This window comes from Tamaricihabitans halophyticus (assembly GCF_004340875.1).
Taxonomy (GTDB): Bacteria; Actinomycetota; Actinomycetes; order Mycobacteriales; family Pseudonocardiaceae; genus Tamaricihabitans; species Tamaricihabitans halophyticus.
The window spans coordinates 1-17,936 of the sequence record NZ_SLXQ01000017.1 but is presented as its reverse complement, the minus strand read 5'-3'; the positions used below and the strand labels follow the sequence as shown (position 1 = coordinate 17,936).

Here is a 17,936-nt window from a genome sequence, read left to right as displayed (position 1 = left end):
GAAAGGGTGCCATCCAGAACGACGGCGTGCCGCGGCAAGAATCATCGGCCTAGCACCCGTAGCTACACCTTGTAACCGCAAGATCCCTAAAGAACGCGCGTACCGGCACCCGGTTTCGCGTGTACCATTTGGTACATGATCAGAGTTGAGCGCCGAATCGACGCTTCGCGGGATGCCGTCTGGCGCTACCTCGGCGACCTGCGAGCCTGGGGTCGGTTACTCCCGACCTTCGCGGAGGTCGAGCCGTTGGATGAGCGCCCTACTGGCGCCGGCTCACGGTTCGCGTCACCCAACCCGGTCTGGCGAAGGCGATCTACCTGGTAACCGCCTGGTGTCCCGGCCAGTCCTTCACCTGGCAAGCGAGCATGCCCGGGGTGCGCACGACGGCCAGGCACGACGTGCACGAGGACGGCACCGGCACCAGACTGGTCCTTGAGCTCTCCTGGCAGGGACCGCTGGCGCCCCTGATCCGCCTTGCGCTCGGCCGCAAGGCACGGCACATGGTCAGCCAGGAGGCCGCGACGTTTGCCCAACTCGCCGAAGCCGACGGATGAGCTCGGACGAATCAGCGCCACGACAGCGCCTGCTGGCCGAGGTCGTGCGGGTGATGACGGAAAACGGCTCGACGGGATGGAGTCTGCGTTCGCTCGCCGAAGCGACGGGGACCAGTCATCGGATGCTGATCTATCACTTCGCCTCACTGGACGGGGTACTACTCGCGGTAGTCCGGCTGATCGATGACGACGCGCGGGACCGGTTCGCGGCCGTCGCAGCCGAACACGGCGACCAGCTGACCGCGGCGCGGGCCTGGTGGCGGCAACTTGCCGATCCGGAACGGGCAGCAGGGGAACGATTGTACTTCGAGCTCTATGCCGCCGCGCTGCAAGGCAAGTCCTTCGCACAGCCACTCTTGCGGGGCGCCGTCACCGACTGGCTCCCGCCGCTCACCGCGGCTTTCACCGAGTTGACCGGCCAATCGGACCCGGCGCACACTGACGCGCGGCTCGGCGTGGCCGTGGTTCGCGGCTTGCTGCTTGACCTGCTCGCCACCGGCGATCTGGCCGCGGTCACCGCGGCGCACGAACGCTACCTGGGGCTCTACGCGAACACCCGCGAGCAACAACCCGACTAATCTGCTCAGTACTAACACCGTGCGCTGGACAAGGAGCAGAAATGGGCAAAGTCGCGTGGGGATTCACCAGCTCGCTCGATGGCTTCATCGCCGGACCAGGACATGACATGGATTGGATGTCCGCGGCCGAACCGCTTGCCGATGGCACCGTCGAACAGATGGCTGGCGACGTGGCCGTGATCATTTCCGGCCGGGCCGGTTACGACGCGGCGAAGGCTCAGCGGGACGAACGCAGCGAGCTGACCGCCGAGCCGTACGGCGGGGCATGGTCGGGAACCGAGTTCGTGCTGACGCACCGTCCGGCGGAACTGGCAGACGATCCGAACGTGACCGCGTTGAACTGTCACATCACCGAGGCGATCGAACGCGCTCAACAGATCGCCGGCGAGCGCGATGTACAGATCATCAGCGCGGACATCGCCCGGCAAGCGCTGGAACATGACCTGATCGACGAGCTACAGATCTTCGTCGCCCCGGTGTTTCTCGGCGATGGTGTTCGGATCTTCGACGTCTCCGGCGGAAGGCGGTTCGATTGGGAACTGGTCGAGATCTACCAGGACAGTCCGCGAAGCTTCGGCCGGACCTACCGCCCGAAAGGACGGCTAAGCTAGCCGCCTTCTCATCGCCATCGTCCCATGATGGGGACCGACCGCAGCAGGGTTCTGGTGTACTCGTGAGTGGGCTCGTCGAAGAGCGCATCCGCCTGCGCCTCCTCAACGAGTTCGCCCTCGCTCAACACCCCGATCCGGTCCGCGACCTGCCTGACCACACCGAGGTCGTGGGTGATGAACAGGATGGTCAAGGACCGTTCGCGGCGCAGTCGTAGCAGCAGGTTCAACACCTTCGCCTGGCTGGACACGTCCAATGCGGACACCGCCTCGTCGGCAATGATGACGTCCGGGTCGGCCGCGAGTGCACGGGCGATGGCCAGCCGCTGTCGCTGCCCGCCAGAGAACTCGTGCGGATACTTGTGAAGCGAGTCGCTTGGCAGGCCGACATCGTCGAGCAGGGCACGTACCCGCGCATCCAGGTCACGCCTTGCAAGCTTCTCGTGGATGATCATGGGTTCGCCAACGAGATGGACGACCATACTGGTGGGATCGAGGGAGGCATAGGGGTTCTGGAAAACCATCTGCATAGCTCTGCGCTGCTTCTGGAGGGCGGAGCGACGCAGCAGAGTCCAATCGGTTCCGTTGACGAGGACCCGTCCCGTATCGGACTTTTCCAGTCGGGTAAGCAGGCGCGCCACCGTCGACTTGCCTGATCCAGACCCACCGACCAGCGCATAGATCTCACCTTGCCGCAGTTCGAAAGATACTCCACGTACCGCGGTGAGTCTGCGCGCTGGCAGTCCGAACGCGTTTCGTTTGGTTACGAACACCTTGGTCAGGTTCTCAGCGACAACCCGAGGGCTGGTCACGTCCTGCACGCCGGAGATATCCGATTCAGGCATACGGCTCAACACCTTCAAGACTCAACTGTGCATGACGGACGCAACGGACTCGGCGCTCCTCGCGCGGGAACAGCTGTGCGACGGGTGCGTCGCACTCGGCCTCGGCGAAGGAGCACCGCGGCGCGAACCGGCAGCCAGCGGGAAACTCGTCCGGTGGCGGGACGCGGCCGGGAATCGTGCTGAGCTCGAGGCGCCGGTTCGCCACATCGGGGACAGCGCCGACAAGGCCAGCCGTATACGGATGCTCCGGTTCGCTCAGTACTTCTCGGACAGGGCCTGATTCGACGATCTGCCCCGCATACATCACGTTGATCGTGTCCGCGTACTCCGAAACCACGGCGAGATCGTGGGTTACCAGCAGGATGCTCATCCCTTCATCCGCGAGGCGGCGCAGCAGTTGCATGATCTGCTGCTGCACCGTGACGTCAAGCGCCGTAGTGGGCTCGTCGGCGATCAGCACACTGGGTTGGTTGGCAATGGCCATCGCGATCATCACGCGTTGCAGCAGACCACCGCTGAGCTCGAAGGGGTAGGCTCCGAGCCGGTTGCGCGGATCCGGAACGCCGACATGCTCGAGCAGCTCGCCGGCCTGCCGCAACGCAGCGCGGCGGGTGACGCGCTGGTGCGCCCGAATCACCTCGACGATGGCGCTACCCACCGTGTACATCGGATCGATGCTGTTCATCGGTTCCTGGAACACCATGGAAACCTTCTCGCCACGGATCCTTCGAAGGACATCCGGGCCGGCACTCGCCATATCCGCTCCGTCGACGAGTATCCGTCCCGTGCGGATCCGCAGCGTCCGCACATCGTGTAGGCGCAACACAGCAAGTGCCGTGACTGTCTTTCCCGAGCCGGATTCGCCGGCCAGGGCGGTGATCTCGCACGGGCGGAGATCGAACGAGACACCGCTTACCACGTCGACCACGCCGCCGGCGGTGGCCGCTGAGACGCTGAGGTCGTCGATCCGCAACGCGTAGCCATTCTCGTGGTTACCGCCTGCGCGAGTTATCATGCTCACCACCCGGCTTCTCGGTGTTCTTTCCCGATGGACTCGCGGATGCCGTCGCCTACATACATGAAGGCCAGGACCAGCAGCGTGATCGCGATCCCTGGATAGATCGATTGCATCGGGGCCTCGGTAAGCGAGTCAAAACTGCGACGGAGCACAACACCCCAGCTCGCTTGTGGTGGCTGGACTCCGATGCCGAAGAACGAGAGCGCCGCCTCGATCAGCACACCCATTCCTAACAGGACAGTGCATTGGACGATCAGCGTCCCTGCCGTGTTCGGTAAGATGTTGTTCCGAAGTATTCGCATGGGCGAGGCGCCGATAGTTCGTGCCGCGTCGACGAATGTCGCTTGACGAATAGCGAGCACCTCGGCTCGGATAACACGGAACACCCGTGGCGCGAAGAGGACGCCGACCCCAATCATCACGTTGACGGTCGATGGCCCTCTGATCGCCACGATCGCCATCGCCAGCAGGATTCCTGGCACCGCGAACAGCGCGTCAGCCACCCTGGTCGAGAGCCAGTCGAAGATCCCGCGAAAGTATCCGGCGAGCATACCGACGGGCAGCCCGATGAGGACACCCACACCTACCGCGATGAACGGCGCGAGCAGGGTGACTCCAGTGCCATCGATCAGCCTGCTCAGGATGTCCCGCCCGAGGTCGTCGGTACCCAACGGGTGCGTGGCGCTAGGCGGAGCATTCTGGCCGAGAAGGTCCTGCGCGTTCGGGTCGTGCGGCATGATCCAGTCAGCGACGAGCGCGACCAGTAGCAGCAGGGCGAGAAGGCCGAGCGCGACCATCGCAAGCCGCTGGCGAACGAACCTCCGCAGCGTCCTCCGGAAAAGCCCAGCGGTCGCACCAGATGTAGCGCTACCTCTTCGTCGAGTCATCCTTCGCCCCTAACCCGTTCGGATCTTGGGATTGATCAGCCCATAGGAGATATCCACCGCGAGGTTGGTGAGGATCACCACCGAGGCGATGAGCAGCACAGAGATCTGGATGACGGGCAGGTCCTGATTGAGCACCGCGTTCACCAGTAACGTGCCGAAACCCGGCATGGCGAAGAGCATCTCGATCACCACCGCGGCGCCGATCAGGCGCTCGACCTGCAGGCCGATGATCGTGATCGTCGCAACGCCGCTGTTCCTGCCAATATGGCGCACGAGGATGCCGCTGCGCGGGATGCCCAGCGCGCGCCCGGTGCGCACGAAGTCCAGATCCTTCACGCCGGAGGCGGTGGCGCGTACCTGCCGGGAGACGTCCGCGATGGAGGTCACCGACACCGCCGCCGCGGGCAGAAGTATCGAATGCAGCCAGCCACCGGGACTTTCCGTGATGGATACATACCCCGTGGCATCAAACCACCCGAGCTGTAGCGAGAACACGATGATGAAGACGATCGCGATCCAGTAGGTGGGTGCGGCAAGGCCGAGGGTGACCAGCAGGGTGGTGACTCGGTCGAACGGTCCACCAGGGTTGAGGCCGGCGAACAAGCCGATCACGGTGCCAGCCACCGAAGCGAAGAGTAGACCAACCACGACCAGCGAGACCGTAACTTCGATCCGCTGTGTGATCAAATAGGACACTGACGCGTTGTAGCTGTACGAGGTGCCGAAATCGCCGACGAGCACACCTTGGAACCAATCCCAGAACTGAACCAGCACCGGTTGATCGAGGCCGAGGTCCTGGCGAACGGTCTGAATCTGCGCTGCGCTCGCGCCCTCGCCCGCGATCGTGACGGCCGCGTCCCCCGGCATGAGGAACACCAGACCAAACGTCCCCAGCGCGACGAGAACCAGAAGTGGGAAAGCGGTAAGGAGTTTGTCGATCGTGTATCTAAGCATGCGACCTCAGCTCGTTCAGTGACAGCGCGTGGGTGCTCGCCGTTGGGCATTCCCCAGGTGCTGTACGGGTAATCCGGAGGATCACCGTCCGAGGATCTGATCCGAGATGATGCGCATCTGGATCTCACTGGTGCCTTCGAAAATCTTGGTCAGGCGTGCGTCGCGCCAGTGGCGTTCGAGCGCGAAATCCGTCGTGTATCCCGCGCCGCCGTGGATCTGGAGGCCGTAGCTGGTCGCCCGTTCCGCCATCTCGGAAGCGAAGAGCTTGACCATCGAAGCTCCAAGGCTCGCCCGCTGCCCCGCGTCGATCTGACGGCAGACGGAGTACATCAGCTGCCGGGCCGCTTCGATCTCGGTCGCCATCTCCGCGAGCTTGAACCTGAGGTACTGGAAACTGTTCAGTGGTTCCCCGAATACCTGACGTTCTCCCATGTACTTCTTCGAATCCTCCAGTGCCGCGCGTGCCAGTCCGATCGACCGGGCTGCCGTATGCGCCCTGGCCAGGTCGAGACCCTGCATGGCGTACTTGAAGGCCACTCCCTCCGCCCCGATGAGCGCATCGCCCGGCACTCGGGCATTGTCGAAGGAGAGCTCCCAGGTGTCCCAGCCCCGGTAGCCGATCTTGCGCACCCGGTTCCCGCTGACCCCGTCCGGAAAGGACCCTCGTTCCTTCTCAAACAGGAAGGCGGATACACCCTGGTGACGCTTGGCCGGATCGGACGGCTCGGCGGTGCGGGCAAAGACGGTGATGTAGTCGGCGCCATCGGCGAAGGTGCACCACATCTTCGTTCCGGTGATAACCCAGTCGTCACCAGAACGGACGGCTCGACAGGAGATGTTCGCGACATCCGATCCAGCTTCCGGTTCCGAGATCGCCGTTGCGCCAAGGAGCTCACCGCGCACCATCCTGGGGTACCAGCGAGCCTTCTGCTCGTCGGAAAGGCTGCCCATCATCCCGTTGCCACGCGCCAGGATGCTTGCCACGCTCATCCAGCCGCGGGCCAACTCCTCAGCGACGATGCAGTACTCGGTCGCACCCAACCCGAGGCCGCCGTACTCCTCAGGGATCCGTAAGCCGAAAAACCCTACCTCGGCCATCTTCTCCCGCAGTTCGAGCGGGATCTGACCACCGCTCGGGTCGAGCTCGTTGGCAACGGGGAGGACTTCCTTCTCGGTGAACTCCCTGGCAAGGTTCCGGAGCGCCTGCTGGTCATCCGTGAGTGCCGAGGGAATCGCGGTCAGTTCCTCAAACATGGCTTTCCTTCGCTCCTATCGAGGAATCGCCGAGCTGGTCGAGCATGGTGTCCGCCAGCTGTTCGATCGATTCCATAGCTTCGAGGTCACCGATGGCGGCGAGTAGCGCCTCCTGATCCACTGGACGCAGCCACGGCGTCAGCAAAGAGCGCGCTTTGTCGATCAGCCGGGGCCACTGAACTTCGGCAATATCCCGCCCTCGGGCGGCCTGAAACGAGTCGACGTTCGCTTCCTTCGTCGTGCCGTCAGCGAACCGGGCTACGACTCTGGTTCTCGAAAAGCTCCCGCCTCGATCCACGTGCAGGGAGATCTTCGATGCGAGCCGCCGAACTTCCGGCTCGCCGACCGTGGCGTCAGTAAGCGTCTCCAGGTCCACGGCGCGGAACCGTAAGGCAATCGCGACGGCATAGGCGAGGCTGAACTTGGCTTCCAGCGCCGTACTCGCATGGGGCAGATCGCACATTCCGACGTGCTTAGGTGAGATATGCAATTCGACGGCCACCAGGTTTTCCAGATCACCGGGCGGGACGAGCGTAAGCGCCCCATCGATTGCCGAATGCGTGCCAAAACACGAGGCGTGGTACTTGAAGATCAGCTCTGCGAGCGCCGATTCGGAGGGACTGCGCAGCCGGCCGAGGTCCGCCTGTCCGAGGTGGGTATCGAGGAATCCCTGGGGACCAGCGAAGGTATCGCGTTCGAGGACAGCTCCGGACCGGACAAGGGAGCCTGCCAGTACTCCCTCGGAGACCGCATGACCAACCTGGAGGCTCTTGCCCCAGGACCCGAATGCCGACTTCAGGCCGGCGGCACTGAGTGCCGCGAGGCGGATCGATGCGACCACGTCGTCCCGGTCCGCTCCAGACAGGAGCGCGGCAACAACGGCCGCACCGAAGATGCCGATGGTCGCCGTCGAATGAAAGCCCCGTGCATAGTGCTCCTCGCCAAGCAGATCGCCGATCCGCGCCTCGACCTCGATCGCCGCGACGATGCTGTCGATCAGCGCGGTACCGCTCACCCCTACCGAAGCTGACACCGCGAGCGCTGCCGGAAAGACCGTGTTGCCAGGATGGCCAATGGGTGAGAGCACATCGTCGTAGTCCAGGACATGGCCGGATGTGGCCAGTAACCGCGCGATCGTGTGCGGCGCTTCCGAGCGGCTGGGCGTCCGTGCCCCGATGGCGGCGGCGAGCGAGCGGACGATGTCGGAGCCGTATCCGGCTACCGTGACACCAGTCCAGTCAAGCAGCGCGCATTTCGCGATCAGTGCTTCGTCGTCCGTCCGAGGGCGGTTCCAGGTCGTCATGACGAGTTCCGCCAAGTGCTGGGTGACGTCCACCGGAGATGTCCGGTTGTCCGTGATCATGTCTGCTCCTCGCTGTTCCCCTCCGACCACGCGGCGAGCACCGCCGGAAAGGAGTCCTCGCCGAGCAGTGGCGCCCTCTCCGGTGTGCCGTATGGGGTCCCGGAGAACTTCAGCGGTTGCCCTGCCACGGTCACCGGTTGCTCGGAACCGGGCTGTTCCAAGGCCAGGAGCATCTGGCGGTTCGATAGATGCGGGTCCCGGAACAGGTCCGCCGCGCTGTGCACCGGACCGATCGGCACGCGTCCACCAAGCAACGTCACCAGGGCGGCGTTGGTTTGCGAGCGCAGCCAGCCAGAGAGGATCGGGGCGAGCTCGCCGCGATGCTCCGAACGAGCCGTGTTGGTGCTGAAGCGCGGATCATCCGCGAGTTCCGGCCGGCCCATCGCCGCCGCGGTGAGCTGCCAGTGGTGATCCCGGTTGGCTGCCAGCGCTATCCAGCCATCGGCGGTACGGAAGATCCCGAACGGATAGAGCAGGGGATGCTGATTGCCAACGGTTCCTGGGCTGACCCCGGTGTAGGAGTATTGATGGACGGCTCTTTCCGAGAGCGAGACCATCGCGTCATACATCGCGACGTCCACAAACTGCCCCTCACCGGTGCGCTCCGCATGTCGCAGCGCGGACACGATGCCCACCGCGAGCAGCGCCCCTGGGAAGATGTCTCCCACCCCCGGGCCCGACTTCACTGGTGTGCCGTCCTCGGTTCCGGTAATGCTGAGATAACCACCCATCGCCTGCGCCACGACGTCGAACGCTGGCCAGTCCGCATAGGGGCTGGCCCCGGACCGCCGATCGCCGAAGCCGCGCAACGCGGCGTAAACGAGAGCCGGATTGTGCTCGCGCAGCTCTTCATAGCCAAGGCCGAGGCGCTCCATCACGCCCGCGGAGAAGTTCTCCACGAGCACCGCCGCACGGCCAACCAGATCCAGTAGCTGCTGCCGCGACCGCTCTTCGCGCAGGTTCAGCACCAGGCTCCGTTTACCTCGGTTCACCGACTGGAAGTAGCCGGCAAGGCCGTCCTCGGTATCGTCCGCGCGAAACGGCCCGGCATACCGGGTCAGATCACCGTCCGGCGGCTCGACCTTCACTACCTCGGCCCCGAGATCAGCCAGCAGCATCGTCGTGTAGGGACCCGCCAGCATGGCGGTGAGATCGAGGACGCGCACACCTTTCAGCGGCCCCGTCTTGCTCAACATTTCCGCAACCCGCACAGGTCTGCTCGATCAAGCACCGCTTCGTGGATCCGCACTGAAGCGATGTCGACCATCATTCCGTTGTGCTTGGCGGCGCCTTGTCCCTGTGCCTCCGCCTCGGCCATCGCCGCGATCACGCCTTCCGCCGTTTCGATTTCCTCCGAGGTAGGCGCGAAAACCTGATTGGCGATCTCGATCTGGCTGGGATGGATGCACCATTTCCCTACTGCCCCCAACCCTGTCGCCCAGGACGCTTCGCGGCGATACCCTTCGGGGTCGCCGATACCCGCGAACGGACCATCGATCGCATCGATCCCGTGTGCCCTTGCGGCGACGATCATCCGGTTCCTGGCGTAGTGCCAGCGATCGCCGGGATACGCGTGGGCACCGCTGTCCGAACCGCCGATGTGCGATGTCCGCATACCCTGACTGGCGGAAAGATCGCCGACGCCCAGAATGAGTGCCTCCAGCCGGGGACTGGCGGCCGCGATCTGCTCTACACAGGACAGTGCCTCGGTCTCTTCGATGAGTACCTCAAGCCCAATGCGCCCGGGCGCCAAGCCGAGGCTGGCTTCGAGCTGGGTAAGGAGGTCGTCGGCGAACCAGATATCCCGCGGATACCGAACCTTCGGGATGATGATCACGTCAAGGTTCTCGCCAGCCGTGGTGACCACGTCGATGATGTCTCCATGACACCACTGGGTCTGCACACCATTCACCCTGCAGGCACGAGTCTTGCCCGACCAGTCCAGCTCGTTCAGCGCCGCGCCTACATTGGAGCGCGCCGCGACTTTCTCCGAGGGTGCGACGGAGTCTTCCAGGTCGAGGAACACCAAGTCGGCATTGCTCCCCGCCGCCTTGGCGATCATTCGCATACTCGTAGCGGGAGTGGACAGCTCGCTTCGCCGCAACCTACTACGGGGCTGGACAACTGTACCGGAATCGGTCATCAGAACTCGCTCCAATGCGCGTGCTTCTTGATCAAGCCGGTTCGTTCACCCTCGAACACGACAACCTCGTCCTGCCGAACGCCGTAGTGTTTGAAGACGACCACGCCGGCATCGGCCCGCTCCGGATGCGCCCTCTTGTCCAGAACCTCGCTGTAGGCCCGCACGGTGTCCATATGCTGCACGGGGGCAAGGAAGCGGAAGCGGCCATAGCTGAGTTCGGACACCGCATGTTCCATGGTGTCCTGTGCGCTCAACCCGAGCACCAGCGATGCCGTGGCCAGGCCAAAAACGAGTCGTCCACTTACCAGCGGGTTCGGGCTGTGCTCGTTCCAGTGTCCCTGCGCCGTGTTCATCGCTTGCTTCGCGATGAACGAACCCTCAAGTTCATCCACTGTGGAAGCACGGGCATGTTCGATTTTCTGCCCGACGGCGAAGTCCTCGTACCACCCGTGGGTGCCCAGCAGGCGAGAGAAACTCGTATTGATAGGCGCCATCATCGACCTTTCAGGAGGAGTGGACGGGCATCCGCCGTCGCACGAGGTTCGTGCGGCTGAAGGTGAGCACGGTCGCTCCGCTGATCCCATTTCGGAGCGCGGTCTGCCAGGTCACGATGCCGTAGTCGGGACGACTTTCGGAGGCGCGTGTCTCCAGCACGGTGGAGCGCGCGTAAACCGTGCACCCCGGATAGACCGGGTGATGGAAGACGATCTCCTCCACCCCCAGAAAGGGGCCGCCAGCCTCACTGAGGTCCTCAACGGACATGCCGACCGAAAGGCAGAGCAGGAACGCGGGGTTCACTGGGATGTCAGGATGCCCTTCGGACACCGCGAACTCGCGATTGACGTAGAGCGGTATCCAGTTGCATGTGTTGACGGAGAACAACTCCGCGGCTGCTTCCGTGATGGTTCTTCCCCAGTGGTGGTCAAAAACCTGCCCTACGGTGAAGTCCTCGAACGCGTTTCCTTTCCTCGACAGCTGGAACTCGTTGAATTGCGTGCTCAACTCTCCTCCTGTTCACGAGGTGCGGGTTGTTCCCGTCCTGGCTTACTCGGCGACGGCGACGCCGCGCAGGTCCTGGTAGTCGCCGCCGGAGTGCAGATTGGACACGGAAGGATCGAAGCCAACCACTCGTTTCATCGCGCAGATCGGAACGACGTGCGAGGGCTCGTCGAGCAGAGTTTCGGCAAGCTCGTGATAGATCTCTGCGCGCGAGTCCTGATCCGTAGCTTTGGCTCCGTCGACCGAGAGTCGCGTAACTTGCTCGGACTCCCAGCCGCCGGGGTTGTAGACCGATTCGAGGGTGAGGTTGCGCTGAATGAAAGCATCGGGGTCCGGAGCTCCGGTGTAGCCGGAAAGCGTAGCCGGCATCGACTTGCTGATGCCAAAGTTCTCCACGATGCCCCCCGAGGGGACCGGTGCTGGGTTCACCGACACACCAACCTCAGCCAGCTGACTTTGCAGCACCTCACCGAGTTGTGTCGACGTGGTGTTGTTCGTGTGCACCGTGTCAAACCCGCTGGGCGCGTCGGCGAAGCCAGCCTCCTCGAGCAGATCACGCGCGCGGTCCGGATCGTAGGGCAGGCGGTCGAGCCCGGCACCGATGTCCTTGTTGTAGGCGAAGCTGTTCGAGGGCCAGAGCTGAACCTGAGGTTCGCATGCTCCTTCGAACAGGCCCTGCGCGATCCGTGATCGATCTATGGCGAGGTTGATGGCTTCAAGAACACGTGGATCCTTGAAGGCCGGTTCGGCGGTGTTGACCGCAAAGAAGTATACGAGTGGCGTCGGCCCAACCACGAACTCCGCGGCGTCGCCGAGTGCGTCAATGGTGGGAACTTCGACCTCAGCGGCAAGGGTTTCGCCGGAGGCCAGCGCGTTCTGCCGAGTCTGGTTCTCTCCTACCCCCTTGAGTTCCATAGTGGCCACCCGCTGCACGGAGGGCTCCCAGTAGTTATCGGTCTTGGTCAGCTGAACTCCCTGGCCTGGCGTAACTCTGGTTGCGGTATACGGGCCGATTCCCGCGGGATTCGTCTCCACGTCACCGGCTTCGATCGCCTTGGGAGAGACCATCATTCCCGCTCGCGCCGAGAGCGTCGCGAGCGTGGCCCCAACGGAGCCATCAGTCTGGATCTCCACGACGAGTGGCTCTCGCGCCGAGACCGCCGTGATGTGGGCGACTTCCGGACGAAGCGTGCTGCCATCTGCCATGTAGCGGTCGAGATTGGTCTTTACCGCATGGGAGTCAAAGGGCGCGCCGTCGGTGAACGTCAGATCCGGACGCAGTGTGAGCACAATGGTGCTGCCCTCCACTTCGAACCTCTCGGCGAGCATCGGCTCGAGCTCTCCCTTGGGAGAGTTGTAGAGCAGACGGTCGTAGATCGGCGCAAGGTAGGTCTGGTCCAGTCCGGATGCACTCGTGTTCGGGTCAAAACTCGAAGGAGGGTACGAGCCCACATAGGTGAAATGTGCGTCCGAGTTGAAGTTCTCGGCCAGTTCTACCGACCGCCCAAGGCCGTCGATCGCGTTTTCCGGTGACCCACTCGAGCCCGCGCTTCCGCATGCGGCTAGGGCAAGTGCCAGTACCGCGAGCATAGCTGCCGGCAGCAGTCGAGCACGCCGATACGATTTCATGTGTATTCCTTTCCTTCCGCGTCTTTGCGGAGTGCCGAAATACCGGTGGCAACGCCTCGCGGATGTCCTCGTGCGCCCGCGCCTTGAGCTACGGGCCGAGGGCAGGTCATGAGCAGGCGTAGTGCACGCGTTCCGTGTATGTCAGCCCATTCCTGGGCGGTTCGACATGTCATGCCGCTTGCCTGAGTTCCGATGTGGACACTGCGACGGTTGAATGGAAGGCTGCGGTGTCCTGTTTGGACCGGTTGACTGCGGTAGGGCGACTGCACGGCGAGACCACTTAATGCTGTGCCGTACAATGAGACGCTGTTTTGTTCAGCGGCACATCATTAATATGTTGGATCGTTGGATCTATGTCAAGACCGGAACGGTTAAGGGCCTGTAATGCGCAGGTTCCACTACTCTGGGCGCAGTAGAGCCGTTCCGTTGAGTGGTTTGATGTTCCGATATGTAATTATCCGACCACTGATCAGGAATCTCGGATCGTCGTCAGGTAGTGAATCCTCGGAGGGATGAGTGGCCGAGAACATCGAGCAAGCGAGCGGACGTGGCAACGAAAAGATCGCCGACTCGGAACGCGGCGCCAAACAGGAGGTCGCGCAGCCCGGCACGCAGACCCTGATCCGCGGCTTACGGATTCTGCAGAAGCTTGCCGAGCAGGAACGCCCGGTAGGCGTTGGCGAGTTGTCCAAGCAGCTGGAACTGCCAAAATCGACGATGCAACGGCTCCTCCGCACCCTCGAACAAGAGGGCTGGACCGAAGTCTCGGAGGACCCGATCACCCGCTGGCGGCTAGGACCGCGCCTGTTCACGATTGTGCGGCACAACGAGTCTTCCCGCCGGCTGCGGGATGTGGCACTGCCGTTCTTGCAGCGGCTGGGCGAGCAGACGCGCGAAACGATTCATTTCGTCATCGGTGACAACGGCTCGCAGGTGGTGCTGATCGAGCGCGTGGACTCGCCCCAAGCGGTGCGAACCTACAACCCGATCGGCTCGAGCGCACCGTTGCACGCAACCTCGAGCGGGAAGGCATGGCTGGCCATGTTGTCCGATGACGAGGTGCGCTCCATACTGGCTCGCCCCCTCAAGAAACTCACCAACCAGACGCTCGACGATCCGGAAGCGCTCATGCGGGAGGTAACCGAGAATCGAAAGCGCGGTTATGCCGTCAACGTCGCGGAGAACAGACCCGATGTCTGTGCCATCGGAGCGGCGGTGGCGGGCCTGTTCGGCCGGCCGGTGGCGGCGATAGCCATCAGCGTGCCGAAGTTCCGGTTCGAGGAGGCGCAGATCCCGCACTGGGGAGAGCTGGTGCGGGATACCGCGCGGGAGATCAGTGACGCCCTGCGCGATTGACGTTCGCGGCACGCGGTAGCGCGGGAAGCCGATAGTCGAGGAACTTGAGGATCCCGGCGAGCGCGGCGGCGAGGATGAGTACCAGAGTGACGTTGCGCAGCGCCGTGCCGAAGCCGATCGTGGTGACGTCCAGGAAGGGGTAGGGATACCAGCGAGTGAAGACGCCCTGGATGAAGATGTAGCTCAGCCAGAGAACCGGCCAGAGGAAAGCGGCGGCCACGGTTCCCCAGCTGATCCGGGGTCGCGGGCCGAAGAACAGCCAGGCGGCAAGGGCGCCCCAGGGCACGATGTAGTGGAACCCGGTACTGGCGACCAGATCCCATCCGGTGAGGTGGATCTGCGGAGCCAGCACGATCGCGAAGACCAGTCCCGTGATCAGGATGCCGAGCATGGCATCGAGGCGCAGGACCCGCCAGAAACGACCGTCGTGGGCCGGACGCCACATCAAGATCACGGCGGTGGCCAGCACGAGCAGGTTGCTCTGGATGGTGAAGAAGCTGAACATTCGCCAGAGCCGGACCGCGACGCTGGTCGAACCGTCGGTAAGCGGCGCGCCGGCCCCGCCGCCGCCCATGAAGACCAGCGCGAGCTGGATGACGAGTGCCACCACGATGACCGCCGCGATGAGAGCGTGCAGACACCGCGACAATGTGGCTGCGGCTGGACGTCGTGCCGCGACTTGGGGCGCACCAGTCACAACACTCAGCCCTTCGAAGCGAACTTTCCGCAGGCACGTCGCCGCGGCCGGCCAACAACAGCAGCCTAGCCCGCATGATTCGACGGCGCAGGGTGAGTGAATAACCGGCGTCCGTGACAATCGGACAGGAATTGATGCCACGCGAGAAAGTCAGCAGGCGAAGCCGTACTCGCAGCGAGAAGACTTGTGTAGAAGTGGCCAGGGACGGGTTCGAACCGTCGACCTTCCGCTTTTCAGCTCCTCGAACGGCCGTCCAGCGGCGTACGGACCGCTCCCGCGTAGCCAAAAGTGCAAGATCAGCAAGATCTGAGGGACCACGGACGTATACGAACTGCAACGAGAACTGCAACGCGACAGGTGAGCCGCAGACTGGCCCATACGCGGCTTCGCGCGTGCCTTTCCCAGGCTAGCTTGACAGTCGCCGAGAAACCCCAACGCGACGCCGCCAGCGCCGCAGAGGCCAACTCAGCGCCTTTCTGTGACCCTCTCGCTTATGCGGGACGACGGAGCGCCTGAAGCTCTTCGAGATAAGCTTCCGCCTCCGGCTCGCCGTCGTAGCGCTCGTGCAGGACTGTAGCTAGATCCTGGGCAACGAAGGCCAGCGATGGACGTGACTGCCGGGAAGCTCCGATCGCCCGCCGCCCTTGCGCAACGGCCTCATCCAGGTCACCTTCGCGCGCGGCCACTACGCCCAGCGTGACCTGGGCTTCTGCAATCCGCATCGGCCACCGCTCCCGGTCATCGAAGCTCTTGCTCGCCCGGATTACTTCTTCTGAGAGCTCGCGCGCGATGCGATTGTCACCGATATACCGGTGACAATCCATGGCGTAAAAGTCGAACTTGGATGGGTCGACGACAAAATGGTTCTCGACGTTTTCTGGATATGGCATCGATTCGAGCCGCATGCGCCCGCGCTCCAGGGCTCGGTTCATCTCATCGGTCTTACCCATACGAGACAGTGCTTTTGCTTCCTGGGCGATGAGCTGAACGGACACGCTGTGGTTTCCAGAAACGTCCTGTCCGGCCTGCGCTGCCGACAGGACGCCGCGATAATCGCCCGAAGTCAGCGAGAACCATGCGCGCATTTCATGCGCCCATCCCATGATCCCCCCACTGCCGACTTCATTGCCCAGGCTAAGTGCGGACCGCCGAGTCGCTTCTGCAGCATCACGCCGACCGAGGTCATACTCAAGGCAGCCAACAAGAAGGGCCAGCCAGCCGGCAAGCTCGAGCGTATCCCGCCGCTGCCGAAACGAAAGTCGCTGTTCTTGCATCTCGACGAGACGCCGTAGCCATTGCCGACCTTCTGAAATTAGTTCATCCGGTCGCTGCCTCGCATATTCGGAGCACAGCTTCTCGACCGTGATTCGAACAGCATCAAGCGTCGCATCATTGACGTCAGACGCTTGTAGTCGGCTCACAATCTCCAGCGTTTCCATTCCCGTCGATCCGAGCACATCGAGTTCACTGTGGCGCTTCTCCGGCGGAAACAGTGCAGTTGTGACCGTTCCTAGGGTCGCCGCAAGAATGGGGGCATAGAACTTGCTCGGTGCACTCTTTCCTAGCTCCCAGTCTTTCCAGCGACGGGTGAGATTATCGCCTGCCGGCAATTCCTTATCAGTATGTGAGCGCATATGGCTAGCAGCCTCAACCTGCGACCATCCACGCGCCTCTCGCATCGAGCGGATACGACGCGCCCAGGCTGGTAGCTCACTGCTCATCGGCGTTCCCTCCGTGGTCTACGGACCCCCAGCATCCAGTGTGGCAGCTTTGGGGTGGCGATGCGACGTGATGAACCGGTGACGCACGGATATCACCGTGTCACCGGTGTCGCACCGTTCTCATCACTGTTTTTCCTGGTCAAACGGGTCGATTCTTGAGACATGGCAGAACAACAAGCGATCCGGACGAACGGGGTCGGTGACCATCACCAGCTCCCAGGGAAGTCAACTAGGTACGCGGCGGAAAACGTTCCTCAAGGACCCCTAGTCGGTCACGGATCTCATTCAGCAACCGCAGAACTTCGGTCATCTCGCCAGTCTGACCGGAACGGCCGACAGACCGCGGAAGAGATGCCGGGTCGAGACCCGGATGAACAGAGGTCCCGGTTCCTTGCCGCGTCACGATCACAGAGCGTTCTCGCAGTAGGTCCAGTGCACTGCGCACGGTCCCTACGGCAACGCCGTAGTTCTTGGCGAGCTGGCTATACGACGGGAGCTGGCCACCAGGCTTGTACTCGCCCGCACGAATCGACCGGATCACATCGTCCGCCACTTGCAGGTAGGGCGGCTCAGAGCTGTTCGGGTTGAGTTTTCCCATGTCATCAAGGGTACATACAGGTCTGTCAGGCGTGCCAGCACACATACTTTGTCAAGTTTGTTGACAGACCTAACTGACTTGGTTTACGTTTCTGATGTCGCAGTTGACGCACAGATCTCAAGGAAGCAGGAGCACGGATGTTTGAGAGTGGTCGGATGTATCGGGTGGGGGCGATCGCGGAGGCGTTGGATGTCTCTGTTGCGACGATCTACCGGGCGATTGAGTCGGGTCGGCTGCAGGCGCTGAAGCTCGGGGCGGGGAAGGGCGCGTTGCGGGTGCCTGGTGACGCGGCGAATGCGTTCGTCAGTTCCTGTGGCGCGGTTGGGTCCGCGTCGGTGGATGGCGAGGTTGCGTGATGTCGCCTCGTGATGTGCGCGCGTTCTGGGCGGCTGCGGGTGATGTGTCGAAGTCCCGGCGGCGGGAGCGTGTCGAGTTTCTGGCGGCCTCTATGGACTCTGCGCTCGCTGAGGATCGGCATGAGGACGCGGTGCGTGCGGAGCGCGAGGAGATCGACCGGTTGATCGCGGAGGTCGGTGTGGGGGTTTCTTGTCGGCGGGTCACGCGGTCAGGACCGTTTGGGCGGCTGCGTGACCCGCGTTCCACGTTTGGCGCTGGTGCGCCGGGAACCCAGGAGGCTGCGTGATGAGTGCGTTGTCGGAGTTGACGTGTTTGGGGTTGTCGCGTCCGGGTGTGGCTGCGTCGGGTCGTGAGCGGTCGGTGTGGTTTTCCCGG

Annotated in this window: 21 protein-coding genes; 7 read left to right on the top strand and 14 right to left on the bottom strand. The window is 63.1% G+C overall.

The window, feature by feature from the left end; translation table 11 throughout:
* Positions 1 to 135 precede the first annotated feature (135 nt).
* From EV191_RS25695 to EV191_RS25680, 4 genes are read left to right on the top strand one after another with little or no spacing between them, the layout of a single operon-like run.
* On the top strand, positions 136 to 324 hold the full coding sequence (locus EV191_RS25695) for an SRPBCC family protein (protein WP_132880176.1): 189 nt from the start codon (positions 136 to 138) through the stop codon (positions 322 to 324).
* A gap of 50 nt (positions 325 to 374) precedes the next feature.
* Positions 375 to 554 (top strand): SRPBCC family protein, encoded by a 180-nt coding sequence (locus EV191_RS25690; RefSeq protein WP_132880175.1) that lies wholly within the window; start codon positions 375 to 377, stop codon positions 552 to 554.
* Positions 551 to 1,132 (top strand): TetR/AcrR family transcriptional regulator, encoded by a 582-nt coding sequence (locus tag EV191_RS25685; protein WP_207894709.1) that lies wholly within the window; start codon positions 551 to 553, stop codon positions 1,130 to 1,132. Before EV191_RS25690 ends, EV191_RS25685 begins: the two co-directional genes overlap by 4 nt.
* Before the next feature lie 41 nt (positions 1,133 to 1,173).
* Positions 1,174 to 1,743: a dihydrofolate reductase family protein gene (locus EV191_RS25680; protein WP_132880173.1), complete on the top strand. Its 570-nt coding sequence runs from the start codon at positions 1,174 to 1,176 to the stop codon at positions 1,741 to 1,743.
* Between the two features lie 8 nt (positions 1,744 to 1,751).
* On the opposite strand, the gene EV191_RS25675 is transcribed toward EV191_RS25680, so the two are convergent.
* The 11 genes from EV191_RS25675 to EV191_RS25625 form a co-directional block, all read right to left on the bottom strand.
* Positions 1,752 to 2,585 carry an ATP-binding cassette domain-containing protein gene (locus EV191_RS25675; protein ID WP_132880171.1) on the bottom strand — a complete coding sequence of 278 codons (834 nt, stop codon included), beginning with the start codon at positions 2,583 to 2,585 and terminating at the stop codon, positions 1,752 to 1,754.
* A complete protein-coding gene (locus EV191_RS25670; RefSeq protein WP_132880170.1) occupies positions 2,578 to 3,600 on the bottom strand; it encodes an ABC transporter ATP-binding protein in 1,023 nt (340 codons plus the stop codon). Before EV191_RS25670 ends, EV191_RS25675 begins: the two co-directional genes overlap by 8 nt.
* Positions 3,601 to 3,602: 2 nt before the next feature.
* Positions 3,603 to 4,490: an ABC transporter permease gene (locus tag EV191_RS25665; RefSeq protein WP_132880168.1), complete on the bottom strand. Its 888-nt coding sequence runs from the start codon at positions 4,488 to 4,490 to the stop codon at positions 3,603 to 3,605.
* Positions 4,491 to 4,499: 9 nt separating this feature from the next.
* A complete protein-coding gene (locus EV191_RS25660) occupies positions 4,500 to 5,444 on the bottom strand; it encodes an ABC transporter permease (protein ID WP_132880167.1) in 945 nt (314 codons plus the stop codon).
* An 81-nt stretch (positions 5,445 to 5,525) separates the two neighbouring features.
* Positions 5,526 to 6,698, bottom strand: a complete 1,173-nt coding sequence (locus EV191_RS25655) for an acyl-CoA dehydrogenase family protein (protein WP_132880165.1) — start codon at positions 6,696 to 6,698, stop codon at positions 5,526 to 5,528.
* On the bottom strand, positions 6,691 to 8,061 hold the full coding sequence (locus tag EV191_RS25650) for an MmgE/PrpD family protein (RefSeq protein ID WP_132880163.1): 1,371 nt from the start codon (positions 8,059 to 8,061) through the stop codon (positions 6,691 to 6,693). The genes EV191_RS25655 and EV191_RS25650 overlap by 8 nt, the downstream gene beginning before the upstream one ends.
* Positions 8,058 to 9,257: a CaiB/BaiF CoA transferase family protein gene (locus EV191_RS25645; RefSeq protein ID WP_132880161.1), complete on the bottom strand. Its 1,200-nt coding sequence runs from the start codon at positions 9,255 to 9,257 to the stop codon at positions 8,058 to 8,060. The genes EV191_RS25650 and EV191_RS25645 overlap by 4 nt, the downstream gene beginning before the upstream one ends.
* Positions 9,251 to 10,204 carry an HpcH/HpaI aldolase/citrate lyase family protein gene (locus tag EV191_RS25640; protein ID WP_132880160.1) on the bottom strand — a complete coding sequence of 318 codons (954 nt, stop codon included), beginning with the start codon at positions 10,202 to 10,204 and terminating at the stop codon, positions 9,251 to 9,253. The genes EV191_RS25645 and EV191_RS25640 overlap by 7 nt, the downstream gene beginning before the upstream one ends.
* The gene (locus tag EV191_RS25635; protein WP_341539640.1) at positions 10,204 to 10,698 is read right to left on the bottom strand and encodes a MaoC family dehydratase; all 495 of its coding nucleotides are present in this window, start codon (positions 10,696 to 10,698) and stop codon (positions 10,204 to 10,206) included. The genes EV191_RS25640 and EV191_RS25635 overlap by 1 nt, the downstream gene beginning before the upstream one ends.
* Positions 10,699 to 10,708: 10 nt before the next feature.
* Complete coding sequence (locus tag EV191_RS25630; RefSeq protein ID WP_132880157.1) at positions 10,709 to 11,206, bottom strand: MaoC family dehydratase; 498 nt, start codon at positions 11,204 to 11,206, stop codon at positions 10,709 to 10,711.
* Between the two features lie 42 nt (positions 11,207 to 11,248).
* A complete protein-coding gene (locus EV191_RS25625; RefSeq protein WP_132880155.1) occupies positions 11,249 to 12,832 on the bottom strand; it encodes an ABC transporter substrate-binding protein in 1,584 nt (527 codons plus the stop codon).
* 516 nt (positions 12,833 to 13,348) lie between these two features.
* On the opposite strand from EV191_RS25625, the gene EV191_RS25620 reads away from it, so the two are divergent.
* Entirely contained in the window at positions 13,349 to 14,188 is an 840-nt protein-coding gene (locus EV191_RS25620; RefSeq protein WP_132880153.1) for an IclR family transcriptional regulator, read from the top strand.
* Here EV191_RS25620 and EV191_RS25615 read toward each other — a convergent pair.
* The 3 genes from EV191_RS25615 to EV191_RS25605 all read right to left on the bottom strand — a co-directional run bounded on the left by EV191_RS25615 (position 14,166) and on the right by EV191_RS25605 (position 17,204).
* The gene (locus EV191_RS25615; protein ID WP_132880152.1) at positions 14,166 to 14,885 is read right to left on the bottom strand and encodes a Pr6Pr family membrane protein; all 720 of its coding nucleotides are present in this window, start codon (positions 14,883 to 14,885) and stop codon (positions 14,166 to 14,168) included. The two genes, EV191_RS25620 and EV191_RS25615, sit on opposite strands and share 23 nt — an antisense overlap.
* A 491-nt stretch (positions 14,886 to 15,376) precedes the next feature.
* Positions 15,377 to 16,606, bottom strand: a complete 1,230-nt coding sequence (locus tag EV191_RS25610) for an NsdA family TPR-like regulatory protein (RefSeq protein ID WP_132880150.1) — start codon at positions 16,604 to 16,606, stop codon at positions 15,377 to 15,379.
* A gap of 229 nt (positions 16,607 to 16,835) precedes the next feature.
* Entirely contained in the window at positions 16,836 to 17,204 is a 369-nt protein-coding gene (locus EV191_RS25605) for a GntR family transcriptional regulator (RefSeq protein ID WP_132880149.1), read from the bottom strand.
* 137 nt (positions 17,205 to 17,341) lie between these two features.
* Between EV191_RS25605 and EV191_RS25600 the strand changes: the two genes are divergently transcribed.
* Entirely contained in the window at positions 17,342 to 17,560 is a 219-nt protein-coding gene (locus tag EV191_RS25600) for a helix-turn-helix domain-containing protein (RefSeq protein WP_243659232.1), read from the top strand.
* Positions 17,560 to 17,847, top strand: a complete 288-nt coding sequence (locus EV191_RS25595; RefSeq protein WP_132880147.1) for a hypothetical protein — start codon at positions 17,560 to 17,562, stop codon at positions 17,845 to 17,847. The genes EV191_RS25600 and EV191_RS25595 overlap by 1 nt, the downstream gene beginning before the upstream one ends.
* Positions 17,848 to 17,936 lie beyond the last annotated feature (89 nt).